The sequence below is a fragment of the Actinomyces qiguomingii genome (assembly GCF_004102025.1).
GTDB lineage: Bacteria > Actinomycetota > Actinomycetes > Actinomycetales > Actinomycetaceae > Actinomyces > Actinomyces qiguomingii.
On the sequence record NZ_CP025228.1, the window covers coordinates 658825 to 675300 of the forward strand.

The window sequence follows — 16476 nt, forward strand, 5'->3', positions numbered from 1 at the left end:
GATCGGTGGTGTTCAGCAACCACCAATCATCGGGGACCTCGACCCCTACCCGCCCCTGCGACACGCGCACCCACGACTACCCCACCACCACACCCTCAAACACGAAGAGCCGGTTTGGGTAGGTGCGCTTCCGCGGGTGGCCGCGGACCCGCCGCATGCCGACAGCATCAGCGCGGCGACCAGAACTCCCGCCGCAATCGGCGGCAGCACGAGTTCTCTGAGATTGGTCATGGCCCGGTCCCGTGTTGAATGGACGATTCACCGACGAGGTCGTACTCCTTGGCTAAACCGGCTCTGTGAAGCTCTTGCAGCTCTTTGTCGGTAACGGTGATGCCATTGATAGTGGTGGACTTGTTGCCATCCCAGTTGTACCGATCGGCCACATGCACTCGGTAGTCGTAGGAGTATGTCCACTCGGCGTTGGAGTCGGTGGGCGGATATACGGTGACGGTGCCGTCGGTGCAGTAGTGATATCCGCCCGTTGCCAAAAACCAGTTTTGGTCCTCGTATTGCTCAGCGTACTCGGGCGCCCATTCGGTGTTGAAAGGGTAGGTTACTGGTTATGATGTGCCCGACGTTTGAGCATCGGCAACCGCCTGGCTCGCCATCCATTCGGCGTCGGCTTGTGCGTCAACTGGAAGATCGGGCAGGTCGGTCAGCATATTGTCTACGTTGATGTCCTGTGGTTCTCCGGTGTTTTGTAGATAGTGGTAAAGATTCTTCGAAGCGTCCGGCCACATTGACTCGCACGCGCCCGCTGCTAGGGTTGCGAGTTCGTGTACGACATGATCGTGGGGTGTGGCTATGCGCTGCGCATACTTACCTGATCCTTCATTTTCAGAATCACCGGGGTACTGCCAAGGGTCCACGCCCGGCATATCTGCGTGTTCGCCAGGAACTGGATTCCCTAACCCGGTCTTGTTAGTGGCGTGTCCCGTTCCGTCGCCGCTATTGCTTTGTCTGCCACCCCAGGGAAACACGCGCCCTGTGCGTGACTTATCAGTATCGGAGTCCTTGGTCCGGTTAAACGAATGTGAACCGGAGTCAGCTATAGCCTGCGATGTGGTGTTGAGTGCCTGGGCATATTCGGCGTCGACCTGGTTGGCCAGGGTGACAGCGGCAGCCACCATCCCGGCCAGTTCATCGGCCTGGGACTGGATGAGTTTCGCATCGGGCGTCGTCCCACCGGCGGAGTCACCGGTCGTGGTTGCTGCCGTAGTGGCGGTCATGTTGCTCGTCGTGGGGAGCATCGCGGTGACAGTTCCGTCATCGGCCAAGGACAAATAGGGATTAGCGTCGACATAGTCCTGGCACGCCAAGACCTGGCGACGAACCGCGATCAGCCCGTCGCAGGCAGCGGCGGTGGCTGTCTGGAGCGAGCCGATCCGTGCGATGAGCTCGCTGTGTTCAGTGATGCTCGAGCGCAGCGCCGCGCGCATTGCGTTGACGCCCGAAGACCGCGAGGCCACCTGACTCAGTGCCAATTCAGCGTCTTCATGCAGAGATGACAGGCGCGTGCCCACAGTCCTGAGTGAGTCCGAGGCTTCGGCCACGCCGTCGGGACTCCAGGTGCGGATGTCTGCCCATGTAGCCATCGCTCAGGCCAGCCCCTTCTCAATCGCCCACTGCAAACCTGAACCGGAGGTGGCCCTGGGGGTCAGCTCGGCCATGGTCGCATCGTTGGCGCGGTGAGCGGATGCCAACTCGGCGGTGCCCGAGCCGACGTCCGCGTACTGGCTCCCCAGGGCATCGGTAAAGTCCTTGAGTGAGGTGGTGGCCGCATCTATCGCTCCGGAAGTGAGCGAGCCTGGCATCGCAGCCACGACGCTGCTAAGCGCGTCGTCAGCATCCACGTCTCGCACGCCGCCGTCCAGCGAACTGAGCCGGGCTGCCAGCATCTCCAGGTCACCCGCAACGATATGGATGAAACCGTATGACATGGTTCATGTACCTCCTGCGGTCTGAGTCTCGTGCGGTTCCTAGTGTCGCGTGTCGTTAGTTCTTGAACGGTTGGTTGGGTGGGATCATGGGGCATGGTTAATCGTCCTGCTCCTGGTGTGTTGTTGCGTGAGGGTGATCGTGGCGAGTTGGAGGCATTGGTGCGTTCGCGCAGTGCGCGGGCGGGACTGGTGCGGCGGGCGCGGATCGTGCTTCTTGCCGCCGATGGGCTGTCCAATACCGAGATCGCACGCAGGGTGGGCGCCTCGCGTACCACCGTGATCGCGTGGCGCGGCCGCTACCAGCGCCTGGGCATGGACGGCCTGGAGGACGCTGATCGTCCGGGCCGGCCCCGCAAGGTCGATCACGCCGCGATCGTGTCCGCTACGCTGACCCCGCCGCCGAAGTCGTTGGGGGTCACGCACTGGTCCACCCGGCTGCTGGCTGCCCGGCTGGGCGTGTCGGCGGCGACAGTGGCCAGGGCCTGGAGGGCTTACGGGATCAAGCCGTGGCGGGAGCAGTCGTTCCGGTTTTCCACCGACCCCGAGCTGGTCGGCAAGGTCACTGACATCTGCGGCCTGTACCTGGGCACCAACCCCGACGTGCCAGATAACGCGATCGTGCTGTGTGTGGACGAGAAGTCCCAGATCCAGGCACTGGACCGCACCATGCCGGTCCTGCCCATGCAGCCCGGGCTGATCGAGCGCCGCAGCAGCGACTACGTCCGGCACCACGCCACCACCCTGTTCGCGGCGCTGGAGATCGCCACCGGCAAGGTCACCGCCGTCACCAGGCCCCGCCACCGCCACGAGGAGTTCCTTGCCTTCCTGCGGCAGGTGGACAGGGCCTACAAGGACGCCGTCGACCCCGGCACCGGAGAACGCGTCCAGCTGCACCTGGTCATGGACAACTACGCCACCCACAAGCACAAGGACGTGCGCGCCTGGCTGGAGGGCCGCCCCCACATACATGTCCACTTCACCCCCACCCACGCCTCCTGGATGAACCTCGTGGAGGTCTGGTTCTCCCTGATCGAGCGCCAGGCCATACGCCGCGGCGTCTTCAAGTCCGTGCAGGACCTGAACAACAAGCTCCGCGCCTACATCACCGGCTGGAACAAACGCGCCCACCCATTCACCTGGACCAAAACCGCCGAACAGATCCTCACCAAAGCCAACCGTCCAGGAATCAACAACCCAGGACACTAGGTGCGTCCGGGCGATTCCTTGGAGCCCGATGGCAGCGATCAAACTACGTCTGTGCCTTCGGCTTGTCAAGCTCGTTATATTCGCATCGGGTTTCGGGTCGGGCTTATTATTTGGTCTCTTCCGGTTTAAGGGCGCAACGGGTGGGTGTTGGCCCGGTCTGCTGCCGGCCTGGTGCTTGGACCGGGCTTCTGCGCTTGGACCGTCTGAGAGTGCGTTTCAGGTGGTGCATCCGCAGCCAGGCAGTCCAGTCCCAGCCGATCGGACCAGGGGGCCCGGTCGGAGGCTAGGCGCCCTCAGATTCGTTGTAATCATGCAGATCGGGTGGGCGACGCCGGGCGGAGGAACGTCGTTTGTGCCGAATCCGGACACCTCCCCCGGCCCGCCAGCGCCACCAACCGAACTCGATGGTCATATCGACCGAACTCGATGGTTATTTCTACCGAACTCGGCGAATACGGTTCATACCGGAAGAGCCGATTATCAGATCCCCGCTTGTCAGCTCGGTGCCCGCAGCATGGAGGCCCCCTCGTGGAAGACGGGATCGATCAGCTCCGGTTCCCTGCCGTCCAGAGGCGGTGCTCCCTCGAGCTGGTCGACCAGTAGATCGACGGCGGTGGCGGTCACCTTGGGCACGTCCGAGTCGTAGTAGGTGTAGTCCACCGGTGTGTGAGGAGAGTCGCCCGACCCTCCGGCGCCGATGACCGACACGTCCACACCGGGCGTGAGCCCCTCCGCCAGGAGCACATTGATTACGTCGTCGATTGAAGTGGCCGGCGAGGCGATGAAGGCGTTGGCGCGATCGGGGCGGGTGAGATATTCGTGCACGGCCGCCCTTGTTGGGCCGAAGCCGCGTGCGATGGCCAATGAGTCGAGCGATAGGCCCAGTGCTGAGGCCCTCTCCGTCAGCGTGCGGTCGAAGCGTTGAATGAAGCCCATGGGGCTGATGTGCTCGGACGATGACCTGACTACGAGTGCTCTGCCGTGCCCGGCGTCGTGTACTTTCTGGGCGCAGCCCGCGCCGATGGACTCGAAGTCGGTATCCGTGGCGATCACCGATTCGGCGTCGTGGCTGAGACCGATGAACACCGAGGGGATGCGCAGATCGTGCGCGGCCGCCACGCGGGCATCGTCATCGAGCACGTCCATTACCAGTATGCCGTCACAAAGCGCGGACTCGGTCAGGCGCCGCATACCCTCCACGCCCTCCTCGCCGCTGATGACCAGCAGGTCGTAGCCGCGACGTCTGCATGCGGCGGCGAGGGAGACGATGTAGCGGTACTGACCCGGGGCGTCGATGCGCTCGTGATAGGGCACCAGCAGACCTATGATCCTGGACTCCGAACTCTTCAGCGCCCGTGCGCTCGCATGCGGCCGGTACCCCAGTTCGGCCATCGCCGCGCGTACGCGCGCACGCGTATCGGGCGCGACGAAGCGCTTGCCGCTGAGCACGTAGGAGACCGTGGACTGGGAGACTCCGGCTGCCTCCGCGACGTCGCGGCTGGTGGGTGAGGACTGCATGGCGGACACTCTCGCTCGGGGGATGGACTGGCACCCCGCGCTCGCGCACGACTTGCCAGATTCGATTCATGATGATACATTTCTCGCCCGAGGCGGAGCGAAGACGCTTCGTCAGGTCTTTCTCACAACATCGTAGGGCGACATGAGCAAATCTAACAGGTGCGCATACGTTTGCGCATACGTATCGATGAGTTCGCCGCCGCCCTGGGAACGGAGTCGACATGTTCATCAACGCCCGTACATCCGCGGGAACACGCCCCGCCCGGAGGCCGGCCATCAACCGCCGTCGCGCCCTTCAAGGTGCCGCCCTGGCGGCCGCCGTCCTCCCGCTGGCTGCCTGCGCCGGCCGTGGCGGGGGCAAGGCCGCAGGAGAGGTCACCTCCCTGAAGGTGCTGGACTACTACGCCGATGAGCCGGACAACCAGATCTTCCAGCAGGCGCTCGAGGCTGCCGCCGAGCAGGTCGGGGTCACCATCGAACGGGAGAGTGTCAGCGGCACGGGCCTGATCCAGAAGGTCCTGCAGATGAGTTCCTCGCGCACCTTGCCCGACCTGCTCATGCTGGACAATCCCGACCTGCAGCAGATTGCCGCCACCGGAGCACTGGCGCCCTTGAACGACTTCGGCATCACCGCCGACGGCTTCATTGAGGGCTTCATCGGCGCGGGCACCTACGACGGCGAGCTGTACGGCATGGGCCCGTGCGCCAACACCCTGGGCCTGTACTACAACCAAGACCTGCTGGACGCCGCCGGCGTGGCGGTGCCCACCACCTGGGATGAGCTCAAGGCGACTGCGAAGGCGCTGACCAAGGACGGGGTGTACGGCTTCGCTTTCTGCGCCAAGGCCTCCTATGAGGGATCCTGGCAGTTCCTGCCCTTCTTCTGGTCGGCCGGCGCCGACGAGACCGACATCGCCACCGCCGAGGCCGCCGCGGCCCTCCAGCTGCTGGTGGACCTGGTCGGTGAGGGCTCCGCCTCCCAATCGGTGCTCAACTGGGGGCAGGGCGATCTGGGTGAGCAGTTCACCTCCGGCAAGGCGGCCATGATCGTCAACGGCCCGTGGATGACCAACACCTTCAATGATTCCGGTATCAACTGGGGTGTGGCCGAGATCCCGGTCCCCAAGGCCGGGGACACCGCGGTGTCCCCACTGGGCGGTGAGTTGTGGACCGTGCCGCTCACCGGCGACCAGGCGCGCCAAAAGAAGGCCGCCGAGTTGCTCGCGGTGCTGCTGGGCGAGGACTCGCTTCTGGAGTTGAACACCTCCCGTTACACCATCCCCACCCGCCAGGCCGCCGACGCAGACTACCTGGCGGCGCTGCCGGACATGGAGCCGCTGGTCACGGCCGTCAACAACGGCCGCTCCCGCACGGCCCAGCTCGGTGAGGCCTGGCCCAAGACGGCCGAGGCCCTCTACAACGCCATGCAGTCGGCTCTGACCGGCAAGGCCACGCCGCTGGAGGCACTGAAAACCGCCAAGGCCGACTTCGTGTCCTGAGGACGACGGCGGTCGGGGCCAGTGCGGTTCCGGCCGCCACCGGGCACCTCGCCGCCCTCCCCAAGCCGCTGAACACGATCCATTTTGAAGGAGACGATGATGACCGCACCGCACTCCGGTTCGGAGCGCCCCTGGCGGCGCAGGCGCGAGGAGGCCTTCCGCTGGGCCTTCCTCACTCCCGCGCTGGTATTCCTGCTGGCGTACTTCGGCTACCCGATCGTCAAGAACCTGATGATGAGTGTGCAGGAGTACACCACTCGCACCTTCTACACCGGCGAGGCGCCATTCGTGGGTCTGGCCAACTATGCGACGGTTGTGAAGTCCTCGGTGTTCTCAACCGCAATGGCCAACACCGTGCTGTTCACGGTTGGCTCGATCGCCGGGCAGTTCACTATCGGAATGGCGCTGGCCGTCTTCTTCAATAAGAACTTCCCACTGAGCGGGGTGATGCGCTCACTGATGCTGCTGCCCTGGCTACTGCCCATGATCGTCTCCAGCGCCGTGTGGAAGTGGATGCTGGATAAGGACTCCGGTGTCATCAACCAGATCTTGGGGATCGTCGGCATTGAGAACATTCCGTGGCTGACCAGCACCGATGTGGCCCTGGCGGCGGTGATCATGGTGAATATCTGGTTGGGCGTTCCCTTCAACATGACCATCTTGTACTCCGGGCTGCAGGACATCCCCGATGATCTCTACGAGGCTGCCGCCCTTGACGGCGCCACCGGGTGGAGGGCCTTCAGACACATCACCTGGCCGCTGCTGCGCCCGGTGGTGTCGGTGGTGCTGATCCTCGGGGTGGTCTACACCTTGAAGGTCCTGGACATCATTCTGGGGCTGACCGAGGGCGGACCCTCCGGCTCCACCCAGACCCTGGCCACCCAGTCCTACCGGTTGTCCTTCGCGAACTTCGAATTCGGTCAGGGGGCGGCCCTCGGCAACATCCTGGTGCTGATCTCCCTGGTGTTCGCCATTGTCTATCTGCGGATGACCCGCTCGTCAGCCGAGGAGTGAAACCATGACTCATAACCACACGCGCAGGCCCTGGACACACACGGTGCTGGGCTGCCTGTTCCTGGCCCTCATGCTGTTCCCGGTCTACTGGATGGTCAACGCCTCCTTCCAGCCCGGAGTCTCCACCGCCGATCTGGCCTGGTTCCCCATACGCCCCGGTCTGGACGGCTATCGGGCGGCCTTCGCCACCCAGGGGCCGAATCTGCTCACCAGCCTGATGGTGTCGGTGGGCGCAGTCCTGGTCAGCCTGACGGTGGCCACCCCGGCCGCCTACGCGCTGAGCCTGTACCGGGTGCGGGGCACCGGTGCGGTCATGTTCGCCCTGCTGCTCAGCCAGATGATCCCGGGGATCGTGATCGCCAACGCCCTGTACTCGGCCTACAACGACCTGGGGATTCTCAACACGACCCTAGGGCTGATCCTGGCCGACGCCTCGCTGGGAATTCCTTTCTCTATCCTGATCATCCAGGCGTTCATGCGGGCCATCCCCATGTCACTGCTGGAGGCCGCCCGGGTCGACGGCGCGGGCCGGCTGCGCACCTTCGTCTCGATTGTGCTGCCGCTGAGCCGGAACGCCATGATCACCGCCGCGCTATTCAGCTTCCTATTCGCCTGGAGCGACTTCCTGTTCGCGCTCACCCTTAACTCGAATTCGGTGGCGCGTCCCGTCACCCTGGGCATCTACCTGTTCATCGGCGGTTACGTGGCCGACTGGGGCTCGGTGATGGCCACGGCGACCATGGCGTCGGTGCCGGCGGCCGTGCTGCTGGTGGCGGCGCAGAAGTATGTGGCGGCGGGCGCCACCGGCGGGGCCGTCAAGGCATGAGCGGTGGTTCCCGCAGATCCCGACCAACGATCCGAATACACACCTCTTCAACGTAAAGGAGCAGAAGTCTTGGAGTACACCCCGATCGACAACGGTTTCGAGGTGCGGTATGCCCACGAGGTATTGCGTGTGGAGCAGTGGGGACCGGACTCGGTGCGGGTCCGTGCGGCCCAGCATCGCATCCCCGCCAATGACGTCGGTGCCCTGGGTGAGACCGCGCCGGGAGGGCCCAGGTGTGAGGTCAGATACGAGGACGGCATGCCGACCCTGGTGGCGGGCGGGCTTACGGTCCAGGCCCGGCTGGATTCAGGCAACGGTAATCCCGCCGTCATGCTGACATTCCGTCGAACCGGCGACGGCGCCGAACTGCTGGCCGAGGAGCGCGAGCATTTCTGGTGGCCCGGCGCGCACGTCTTCTACGGGCAGAGGTCGGGGCTGTATGAGATTCACCAGCGCTTCAAGGCTTATGAAGGTGAGCGCATTTACGGACTGGGCCAGCACCAGCACGGCCGCCTGGACCACAAGGGTCTGGTCATGGATCTGGTGCAGCGCAACGCCGAGGTCAATATTCCCTTCTTTCTGTCCAGCCGCGGATACGGATTCCTGTGGAACAACCCCGCCGTGGGCCGGGTCGAGTTCGCCGAGAACGGCACCCGGTGGGTGGCCGACGCCGCGAGCGCGCTGGACTATTGGGTGACCGCGGGCGACACCCCCGCGCAGATAATCTCCCACTACGCCGACGCCGTCGGGCATGCGCCGCAGCTACCTGAATGGGCCTGCGGATTCTGGCAGTGCAAGCTCCGTTACCGCAGCCAGGAGGAGATCCTTCAGGTGGCGCGCGAGTACCGTCGCCGCGGACTGCCGCTGTCGGTGATCGTCACCGACTTCTTCCACTGGACCGCCATGGGCGACTACTGCTTCGACCCGGCGGAGTACCCCGACCCCGCCGCCATGATGCGGGAGTTGGACGAGCTCGGTGTGAAGCTGATGGTTTCTATCTGGCCCACCGTGTCCCCGCTGTCGGAGAACTATGAGGAGATGAGCAGTCGTGGCCTGCTGGTCGGTGCCGACCAGGGCGTGGAATTCCACCAGCACATTCATGACAAGCAGATGCCCCGCTCCCTGCCGGTCGCCTTCTACGACCCCACCAACCCGCGCACCCGACGCTTCATCTGGGACACCGTCAAGCGGAACTACTTCGACGCCGGAGTACGGGTGTGGTGGTTGGACGCCTGCGAGCCCGAACTCAACCCCGGGCACCCGAAGAACCTGTCCTTTCACGCTGGCCCCGGAGCCGCCGTCGCCAATATCTACCCGCGCGACAATGCTCGCCTGTTCTATGAGGGTCACCAAGCGGCCGGGGGCGGCGACACCGTGCTGCTATGCCGCTCGGCGTGGGCCGGGCAGGCCAAGTACGGCGTGGCGGTGTGGTCCGGCGACATCCCCCCGACCTGGGAATCCCTGGCCATCCAAGTGCGGGCGGGCCTGAGCATCGGGATCTCCGGCATCCCCTGGTGGACCACCGACATCGGTGGCTTCCATGGGGGTGATCCGGGTGACGAGGCCTACCGCGAGCTGTATGCCCGCTGGTTCGCCTTTGGGACCTTCTGCCCGCTGTTCCGGCTCCACGGGCACCGCGAGCCCCGCGGCGAGCTGGGCTCGCCCACCAGCGGCGGCCCGAATGAGGTGTGGAGCTACGGGGAGCGCTGCCTGGAGATCTCCCGCGCCCATATGGAGCTGCGTGAGCGGCTGCGCCCCTACATCGCCGAGGTCATGGCGGAGGCGTCGTCCACCGGCATGCCCGCCATGCGGGCGCTGTTCCTGGACTTCCCGCAGGATGCGGCGGCCTGGGACGTAGAGGATGAGTTCCTGCTGGGGCCTGACCTGTTGGTGGCACCGGTGACGACGCCGGGCGTCATCAGCCGGTCGGTGTACCTGCCTGCCGGCGCCCGATGGCAGGAGATCCACTCCGGGCACACCTACGACGGCGGTGCCACCATCGAGGCGGATGCGCCGCAGGAGTACATTCCGGTCTTCCAGCGTATCGGCGGCTCCCTGTCGCTGTGACTGCCCCGGTCACTCGACCCGCCGGCCCCGGGCAGGGCCGGGACCTGCCCGGGGCCGGCGGCAATGCGGGCTGCGGTTGCACGGACGTTGAGTCGATTGTGCTGTCAGTCGAGCTTGAAGGCGCGGCGGGGGATCGCCGCCACCAGGTCGCGGGCCACGGCCGCGGCCTCATCCAGGCCGATCCGGTGCTCCGTCACCAGCCGCGCCAGGAAGCCGGCGTCGCAGCGGCGCGCGATGCCGTGGCGCGCCGGGATCGAGCAGAAGGCCCGGGTGTCGTCGATAAAGCCGGAGGTCTTGTAGAAAGTCGCCGATCCGGTCGTCGCCTCCCGGAAACGGATGATCGCATCGGGCTCGTCGATGAACCACCACGGCACCCCCACGTACACCGCCCGGTACCATCCGGCCAGCGGCGCCAGTTCGCGGGAGTAGACCGTCTCATCGATGGTGAAGGGGATCAGGTGGAAGCCGGCGGCGTTGCCGTAGGCGTCCAGCAGCGGCTGCAGGGCACGCGTGAACTCCACCGACGTGGGAATGTCCCCGCCCACATCCGCGCCGTAGCGGGCCAAGGCCCCGGAGTCGTGGTTGCGGAACACGGCCGGGTGCAGCGTCATCACCAATCCGTCGTCCACCGCCAGCCGTGCCTGGTCATTGACCATGTGCCGCCGCAGCCTGGCGGCGTCGCCGGCGTCAATCCGTCCCGCCAGGGCGCGGCCATACAGCACCTCCGCCTCCGCGTCGTCCAGGCGTTGCGTGCCCGCATCCGCATGGGAATGGTCGGAGGAGACCGCCCCGCACTCCTTGAAGAAGGCCCGACGGCGCCGCATCGCCTCCACATGTCCGGCGTAGGTCGATACGTCCTGGTCTGCGGCCCGCCCCAGCGTCTCGGTCAACTCCCGCCAGTCGGGCCGGGCCGGCTCCAGGTAGGCATCGGGCCGGAAGGTGGGGATCACCCGACCGTTCCAATCGGGGTCGGCGGTCAGGGCGCGATGGTCGGCCAGATCAGAGCAGGGGTCATCCGTGGTCGCCAGTACGGCAATGTTGAAGCGCTCATACAGCGCCCGGGCCGTGAACTGGGGCGTGTTCAGGGCGGCGTCGATCTGGTCGTAGATGTCGTCCGCGGTGGCGGCCGCCGGGCGCACCTGCACCCCGAATACGTCGTGGAAGACCTCGGTGAACCAGGTTTGCACCGGCGTACCCGCCAGCCGGTGCCAGTTCTCGCACAGCAGCCGGAATGCTGCCCGCGACTGCTGCGGACTCAGCTCGCTGCCCACCGGCACGCCCAGGTCCGCCAGCTCCACCCCGGCCAGGGAGTGCAGCAGCCGGTTGGTGTAGTGATCCGGGGTCAACAGCAGGCTGGTGGGGTCGGTGAAGGAGATGTCCTGGGCCAGCCATTGCGGCGGGACATGCCCGTGGGGGGAGATGATGGGCGCGTCGGCGATCTGGGCCAGCAGTTCCCGGGCCACGCTACGCGTAGTCGGATCGGCGGGCAGCAGCCGGTCGGGATCGAGGGTCAGCGGCTGGGACGAGGTCGGGGTGGACACGAGTGGGCTCCTGATTCTTGGTGCTGTTGACGGGGAGGGTCTTTCAGGTGGCCTCCGGCAGACAGGCGGGCGCGGCGGGCGCCGGGCCGACGCTCTGCCGCTCCTGCAGGGACATCCCCACAACGGTGACCGCCGGCTGCGGCCGGGAGCGGTGACGCAGATGACCGATGATTGCAGTTGCGGCACGGGCGCCGAGCCGGCGTGAGCCGGCCGCCAGAGAGGTCAGGCCCGGGTTGGTCAGGGCGGACAGGCCCGCATTGTCAATGCCGATGATGGACACATCCGCGGGTACGCGCAGGCCGCGGGCCAGGGCGGCCTTCATGAAACCGATCGCCAGGACGTCGTTGTAGCCGACCACGGCGGTGGTGGGGCGGTGTCCCCAGGTCTCCAGGGCGTGCACCCCGCCGCCGACGGTGGGGGAGAAGGGACCGAGCCGCTGCGCCCTCACCCCCAGTGCATGGCAGGCTTGCGTCAGGCCCTCCCAGCGGGCGCCGTCGGCCCACGAGTCCGGCGGACCGGACAGATAGGTCACCGCGGTGTGCCCGTGAGCGGCCAGATGCTCGACGACGGCGTGCATGCCCTGGGCGGAGTCCGGCAGGATCGAGGTCACGCCGGGGACCTGCCGGTTCAGCGACACCACCGGGACGGCCCGATTGAACTGCTGAATCGCCGAGTTGCTCATGCGAGAGGCGGACAGGACTATGCCGTCGATCAGGTGCAGTACCTTGTCAATCGCGGCCCGCTCCTGGGCGGCATCCTCCCGCGAATCGATCAGCAGCACCGTATAGCCGTTGGCGCGCGCCGACTCCTGCATGCCGATCATGACCCGGCTGAAGAAGGGATTGCCGACGTCGGCGATCACCAGGGCGATCACATAGGTGTCCTCCGTGGAGTCCGCGGGGCGACGCGGCCGGGCGCGCTTGTATCCCAGCACCTCAGCCGCCTCATGGATGCGTGCGGCCGTTTCGGTCGACACCCGGCCCGGGCGGGATAGAGCCCGGGAGACCGTGGAGGGCGCCACTCCGGCCGCGGCGGCGATGTCGTAGATCGTCACCGGCTTACGGGGCGGCGCCTGCGGCACGGCGACCTCGGTGATGCTTTCTACGCCCATGTCAGCGTCTCCCCGGACCCGTTGGAGTTGCGACCACTGCGGTCCACTGCCGTTAGTTCCCCGACTCCCGGCGCATCGCCTGCCAGCGGTCGCGTACCGCGAAGGCGTTCTGCTTGGGGTCGCGCGCACGAGTGAACATGCCCTTCTTGTTGCCGCCCACCCGGTTGACGCCGGGGACGGTCTGGAAATCGGCGAAGTTCCACATCTGTTCGCCCACGATCTGCGGGTAGGAGTCGAAGACCCGGTGGTACATGGCGAGCATGTCCGTCTGGTAGTCCTCGGACCAGGGGCGGTGGAAGACATCACGCAGCCCGGCCAGCGTATCCGGCCCGTACTCGGTGAACACGATCGGTTTGCCCGGCGCCCGCGCGATCCAGGCGTCGACCTCGGCGCGCAGCGCCGCCTCCGCGCCCGCCAGGTCTCCATTGTTGACATACCAACCGTAGTAGCGGTTGAGCATGACCACGTCGAACAGGTCCACCACCCGCTCTCGATCCGGGGTGGAGATCATTACGTTCACGTAGCCGATGGGGCGCGTCGGGTCCGCCTGGCGGGCCGCGGCGGCCAAGGGCCGGAAATAGTTCTCCGCCTCCTCGGTGTGGCTCTCCGGCTCATTGGCCAGCGACCACAGCACCACGCAGGGGTGATTCTTGTCCCGGGCGATCAGCTCGCGGATATGCGCGGCGTGCACGGCCTGCGTGTGCTCATTGACATGGTCGTCACTGAACAGCGCCATCGGCTCACCGCCAAAGATGCCGCCGCCTATACCCGTGTTCAGGCCGACCGCGGCCGTCTCATCAATCACCACTACGCCGCGCTCGTCGGCGTAGTCCATGACCTCCTCGGCGTAGGGGTAGTGGGAGGTGCGGAAGGAGTTCGCGCCCTGCCACGCCATCAGCTCGAAGTCGTGAACCATGAGTGCGTCGTCGTGCCCCTTGCCGCGGATGAGATTGTCCTCGTGCCGGCCGTAGCCGCGGAAGTAGAAGGGCTCGCCGTTGATGAGGAACTGGCCCTGGCGCACCGCCACGGTGCGCACCCCGAAGCGCTGCGGGTAGACGTCCTCGCCGGCCGCGTCCTCGGCCCGCCGGCGGGCATGCGCCTCCAGGGTGTACAGGTAGCCGGCCCCGGGACGCCACAGCTGCGCCGCGGGGATGGTCGCCTCGCCCTCGGCGCCCTCGGCGCGGGCCACCTCGGTTCCGGCGGCGTCCTTGATGATGACGTGCACATGCTCGGCGCCCGGCGCCTGCACGGCGTAGGTGACGCGTCCGGTGGTGCCTTCGGGCCCGTCGGTGTAATCGGTGGCGATGGTCACGTCCGTGATGGCGACCGGCGGGCGGGTGTACAGCGCGACGTGGCGGTGAATGCCCGCGTAGTTGAAGAAGTCGTGGAAGTAGCGCTGAACCGGGCGTCCCCGGGAGTCCTCGGTGAGGTAGCCCGGTGGGATGGACTGCCAGGACAGCCGGTTGTCCACCCGCACGGTGATGCGGAAGGCCTGCCCGGGCGTCACCTGCTCGGTGATATCCGCCTCGAAGGGCAGGTAGCCGCCCACGTGTTCGGCGACCTCGACGCCGTCGACCCACACGCGCGCCTCATGGGTCACGGAGCCGAACCGCAGGATCAGGCGGTCACCGCCCAGGTTGCGGGGGGCGACCGCCTCGCGCTCGTACCAGGCCGGGCCCACATGGTCGTGCACCTCGGTGTCGGTGGTGACATCGTTGTAGGAGGCCGGCACCGGCATGGGACGAGGCGCCGACAACCGCCCGGTGAACCAGCCGTCCAACAGCCCACGATCCGCGGGATCGAGTTGGAAGCGCCACACCCCGTCCAGGCTGATGACAGTGCGTGAGGCGGAGTTGCGTACCGACAACATAACGGCTCCTTTACCATTACCGGACGTGTACCGGGCCTAGGTCTGCGGCCGGTGACGGCGGTTCTTCACGGACCGCCGTCGCACGGGACTGCGGCGCGGGCGGATATGTGGATCATCCCACAGCATGCGCTCCGAGGCGATGCCAGGTTGCCGGATGTTGCCGGAGCGGCACATGCTCAACGGCAACTCCCGGCAACCGAGGTGATTCCAGCCACGTCGGCGAGAAGCTGGGCACAGGCCGCCGGTCGTCCCGACCGGGTTTCCGCGGCCCGCACAGGAACTCCCCGGGCGCAGCCCGCCTGTGCACGCAACGACGCGAAGCAACAGGAGACGGACCCACATGGCCTCACCAAAGCAACAGGCGGACTCCACTCGCGCCGCCACCGTAGAACTGGCCGGCACGCGCCCATTCGGCATGCGCGACAAGATCGGCTACATGTTCGGTGACTTCGGCAACGACTTCACCTTCACCCTGCAGGCCACCTTCTTCATGGTGTTCTACACCAACGCGGTGGGTATCGAGCCCGGTCATGTCGGCCTGCTCCTGCTCGGGGCGCGCGTAATGGATGGGTTCACCGACGTCGGCATGGGCATCATCGTCGACCGCCTGCCCGTCAAGCGCGAGGGTGAGAAATTCCGCCGCTGGCTCAAGTTCATCGCCGTTCCCGTGGCACTGGCCTCATGCCTGATGTACAGCGCATTCGTAGCTGATTTCGCCAGTTACGGCGCCCGGCTGGCCTGGATGTGCGCCACCTACTTCCTGTGGGGGTCGCTGTGCTACACGGCCATCAACATCCCCTACGGGTCGATGTCCTCGGTGGTCTCCTCCGACCCCGACCACCGCGCCGAGCTGTCCGTGTACCGCTCCACCGGTGCCACCCTGGCCAATATCGCCATCACCACGCTCATCCCGCTGGTCATTTACAGCACCAACAGTGAGGGCGTCTCCGTGCTGAGCGGCCCGGCCATGAACATCTCCGCGGCGGTCTGCTCCGTGCTGGCGGTGGTGTGCTACGCACTGTGCTACTTCAACGTCCAGGAGCGGGTCGTCACCGTGGCCGACCCCGACTCCTCCTCCAAGGCCGGCATCGGCACGATGCTCGGCTCCATCTTCACCAACCGCGCCCTGCTCGGCCTAATCGCCGCCGCCCTGCTGCTACTGGTGTCCACGCTGTTCGCCGGCGGCATGATCAGCTATCTTTTCCTGAACTACTTTGGCAACGGCCGCTTGCAATCACCCGCATCGCTGGCGGGCCTGCTGCCGGGGCTGGTCCTGATCGTCCTGGCGCCGTGGCTGTCGCGCCGCTTCGGCAAGGCGGAGGTCGGCGCGGTCGCCATGCTCGGGGGCGGCACGGTGCTGATCATCGCCTACTTCCTGCACATCACCAGCGCGGTGCTGTGGATCGTGCTGTATGCGATCGCCATGTTCAGCACCGCCATCTTCAACTACCTGGTGTGGGCGTTCATCACCGACGTTATCGACTTCCAGGAGGTGCGCACCGGCCACCGCGACGACGGCACCGTCTACGCCGTCTATTCCTGGTCCCGAAAACTCGGGCAGGCGCTGGCTGGCGGACTGAGCGGATGGGCGCTGGGCTGGATCGGCTTCAGCACCGAGGCCGCCACCTCCGGCGCGGAGCAGACGCAGGCCGTCAATGACGGCATCTACATGCTGGCCAACCTGGTCCCCGGCGTCGGATACGTGCTGGTGGGGCTGGCGCTGGTGTTCCTCTACCCGCTCAAGAAGAAGGTGGTCGACGCCAATAACGAGATCCTGACGGCGCGCCGTGCCGCTGGCACCGGCGACGCCCAAGGCTCCGCCTCCCCTGCCCACTAGCAGACCAGCCCATCGGCAGACGACTGAGAACCATGACGAAAGGCAAT

At 66.1% G+C, this 16476-nt stretch carries 13 protein-coding genes; 6 read left to right on the top strand and 7 right to left on the bottom strand.

Features of this window, described 5'->3' with window-relative positions; translation table 11 throughout:
* Window positions 1-227: 227 nt before the first annotated feature.
* The 3 genes from CWT10_RS17240 to CWT10_RS02670 form a co-directional block, all read right to left on the bottom strand.
* Complete coding sequence (locus CWT10_RS17240; protein ID WP_233188340.1) at window positions 228-488, bottom strand: hypothetical protein; 261 nt, start codon at window positions 486-488, stop codon at window positions 228-230.
* 72 nt (window positions 489-560) lie between these two features.
* Complete coding sequence (locus CWT10_RS02665) at window positions 561-1553, bottom strand: hypothetical protein (RefSeq protein WP_233188338.1); 993 nt, start codon at window positions 1551-1553, stop codon at window positions 561-563.
* 45 nt (window positions 1554-1598) lie between these two features.
* Entirely contained in the window at window positions 1599-1940 is a 342-nt protein-coding gene (locus CWT10_RS02670; RefSeq protein ID WP_103064074.1) for a hypothetical protein, read from the bottom strand.
* Window positions 1941-2033: 93 nt separating this feature from the next.
* Between CWT10_RS02670 and CWT10_RS02675 the strand changes: the two genes are divergently transcribed.
* The gene (locus tag CWT10_RS02675) at window positions 2034-3146 is read left to right on the top strand and encodes an IS630 family transposase (RefSeq protein WP_128683246.1); all 1113 of its coding nucleotides are present in this window, start codon (window positions 2034-2036) and stop codon (window positions 3144-3146) included.
* A gap of 495 nt (window positions 3147-3641) precedes the next feature.
* Here the strand turns inward: CWT10_RS02675 and CWT10_RS02680 are convergent, their stop codons facing one another.
* Window positions 3642-4664, bottom strand: a complete 1023-nt coding sequence (locus tag CWT10_RS02680; protein WP_103062338.1) for a LacI family DNA-binding transcriptional regulator — start codon at window positions 4662-4664, stop codon at window positions 3642-3644.
* Between the two features lie 221 nt (window positions 4665-4885).
* Here CWT10_RS02680 and CWT10_RS02685 point away from each other — a divergent pair, with 221 nt between their 5' ends.
* The 4 genes from CWT10_RS02685 to CWT10_RS02700 all read left to right on the top strand — a co-directional run bounded on the left by CWT10_RS02685 (window position 4886) and on the right by CWT10_RS02700 (window position 10070).
* The gene (locus CWT10_RS02685; RefSeq protein WP_103062278.1) at window positions 4886-6163 is read left to right on the top strand and encodes a sugar ABC transporter substrate-binding protein; all 1278 of its coding nucleotides are present in this window, start codon (window positions 4886-4888) and stop codon (window positions 6161-6163) included.
* 96 nt (window positions 6164-6259) lie between these two features.
* Window positions 6260-7177, top strand: a complete 918-nt coding sequence (locus CWT10_RS02690; protein ID WP_103062279.1) for a carbohydrate ABC transporter permease — start codon at window positions 6260-6262, stop codon at window positions 7175-7177.
* 4 nt (window positions 7178-7181) lie between these two features.
* Window positions 7182-8003, top strand: a complete 822-nt coding sequence (locus tag CWT10_RS02695) for a carbohydrate ABC transporter permease (RefSeq protein WP_103062280.1) — start codon at window positions 7182-7184, stop codon at window positions 8001-8003.
* Between the two features lie 69 nt (window positions 8004-8072).
* Window positions 8073-10070 (top strand): glycoside hydrolase family 31 protein, encoded by a 1998-nt coding sequence (locus tag CWT10_RS02700; RefSeq protein ID WP_174721929.1) that lies wholly within the window; start codon window positions 8073-8075, stop codon window positions 10068-10070.
* Between the two features lie 104 nt (window positions 10071-10174).
* Here the strand turns inward: CWT10_RS02700 and uxaC are convergent, their stop codons facing one another.
* From uxaC to uidA, 3 genes are read right to left on the bottom strand one after another with little or no spacing between them, the layout of a single operon-like run.
* Complete coding sequence (gene uxaC, locus CWT10_RS02705; RefSeq protein ID WP_128683247.1) at window positions 10175-11611, bottom strand: glucuronate isomerase; 1437 nt, start codon at window positions 11609-11611, stop codon at window positions 10175-10177.
* Between the two features lie 43 nt (window positions 11612-11654).
* On the bottom strand, window positions 11655-12722 hold the full coding sequence (locus CWT10_RS02710) for a LacI family DNA-binding transcriptional regulator (RefSeq protein WP_103062283.1): 1068 nt from the start codon (window positions 12720-12722) through the stop codon (window positions 11655-11657).
* A 52-nt stretch (window positions 12723-12774) separates the two neighbouring features.
* Window positions 12775-14592 carry a beta-glucuronidase gene (uidA, locus tag CWT10_RS02715; protein ID WP_103062284.1) on the bottom strand — a complete coding sequence of 606 codons (1818 nt, stop codon included), beginning with the start codon at window positions 14590-14592 and terminating at the stop codon, window positions 12775-12777.
* A 340-nt stretch (window positions 14593-14932) separates the two neighbouring features.
* On the opposite strand from uidA, the gene CWT10_RS02720 reads away from it, so the two are divergent.
* On the top strand, window positions 14933-16429 hold the full coding sequence (locus CWT10_RS02720) for an MFS transporter (RefSeq protein WP_199176310.1): 1497 nt from the start codon (window positions 14933-14935) through the stop codon (window positions 16427-16429).
* Window positions 16430-16476 lie beyond the last annotated feature (47 nt).

Bases quoted from the DNA above. Each gene is read 5' to 3' on its own strand.
- CWT10_RS02670 (WP_103064074.1), bottom strand. From the start codon at position 1,940: ATGTCATACGGTTTCATCCATATCGTTGCGGGTGACCTGGAGATGCTG.
- CWT10_RS02675 (WP_128683246.1), top strand. From the start codon at position 2,034: ATGGTTAATCGTCCTGCTCCTGGTGTGTTGTTGCGTGAGGGTGATCGT.
- CWT10_RS02680 (WP_103062338.1), bottom strand. From the start codon at position 4,664: ATGCAGTCCTCACCCACCAGCCGCGACGTCGCGGAGGCAGCCGGAGTC.
- CWT10_RS02685 (WP_103062278.1), top strand. From the start codon at position 4,886: ATGTTCATCAACGCCCGTACATCCGCGGGAACACGCCCCGCCCGGAGG.
- CWT10_RS02690 (WP_103062279.1), top strand. From the start codon at position 6,260: ATGATGACCGCACCGCACTCCGGTTCGGAGCGCCCCTGGCGGCGCAGG.
- CWT10_RS02695 (WP_103062280.1), top strand. From the start codon at position 7,182: ATGACTCATAACCACACGCGCAGGCCCTGGACACACACGGTGCTGGGC.
- CWT10_RS02710 (WP_103062283.1), bottom strand. From the start codon at position 12,722: ATGGGCGTAGAAAGCATCACCGAGGTCGCCGTGCCGCAGGCGCCGCCC.
- uidA (WP_103062284.1), bottom strand. From the start codon at position 14,592: ATGTTGTCGGTACGCAACTCCGCCTCACGCACTGTCATCAGCCTGGAC.
- CWT10_RS02720 (WP_199176310.1), top strand. From the start codon at position 14,933: ATGGCCTCACCAAAGCAACAGGCGGACTCCACTCGCGCCGCCACCGTA.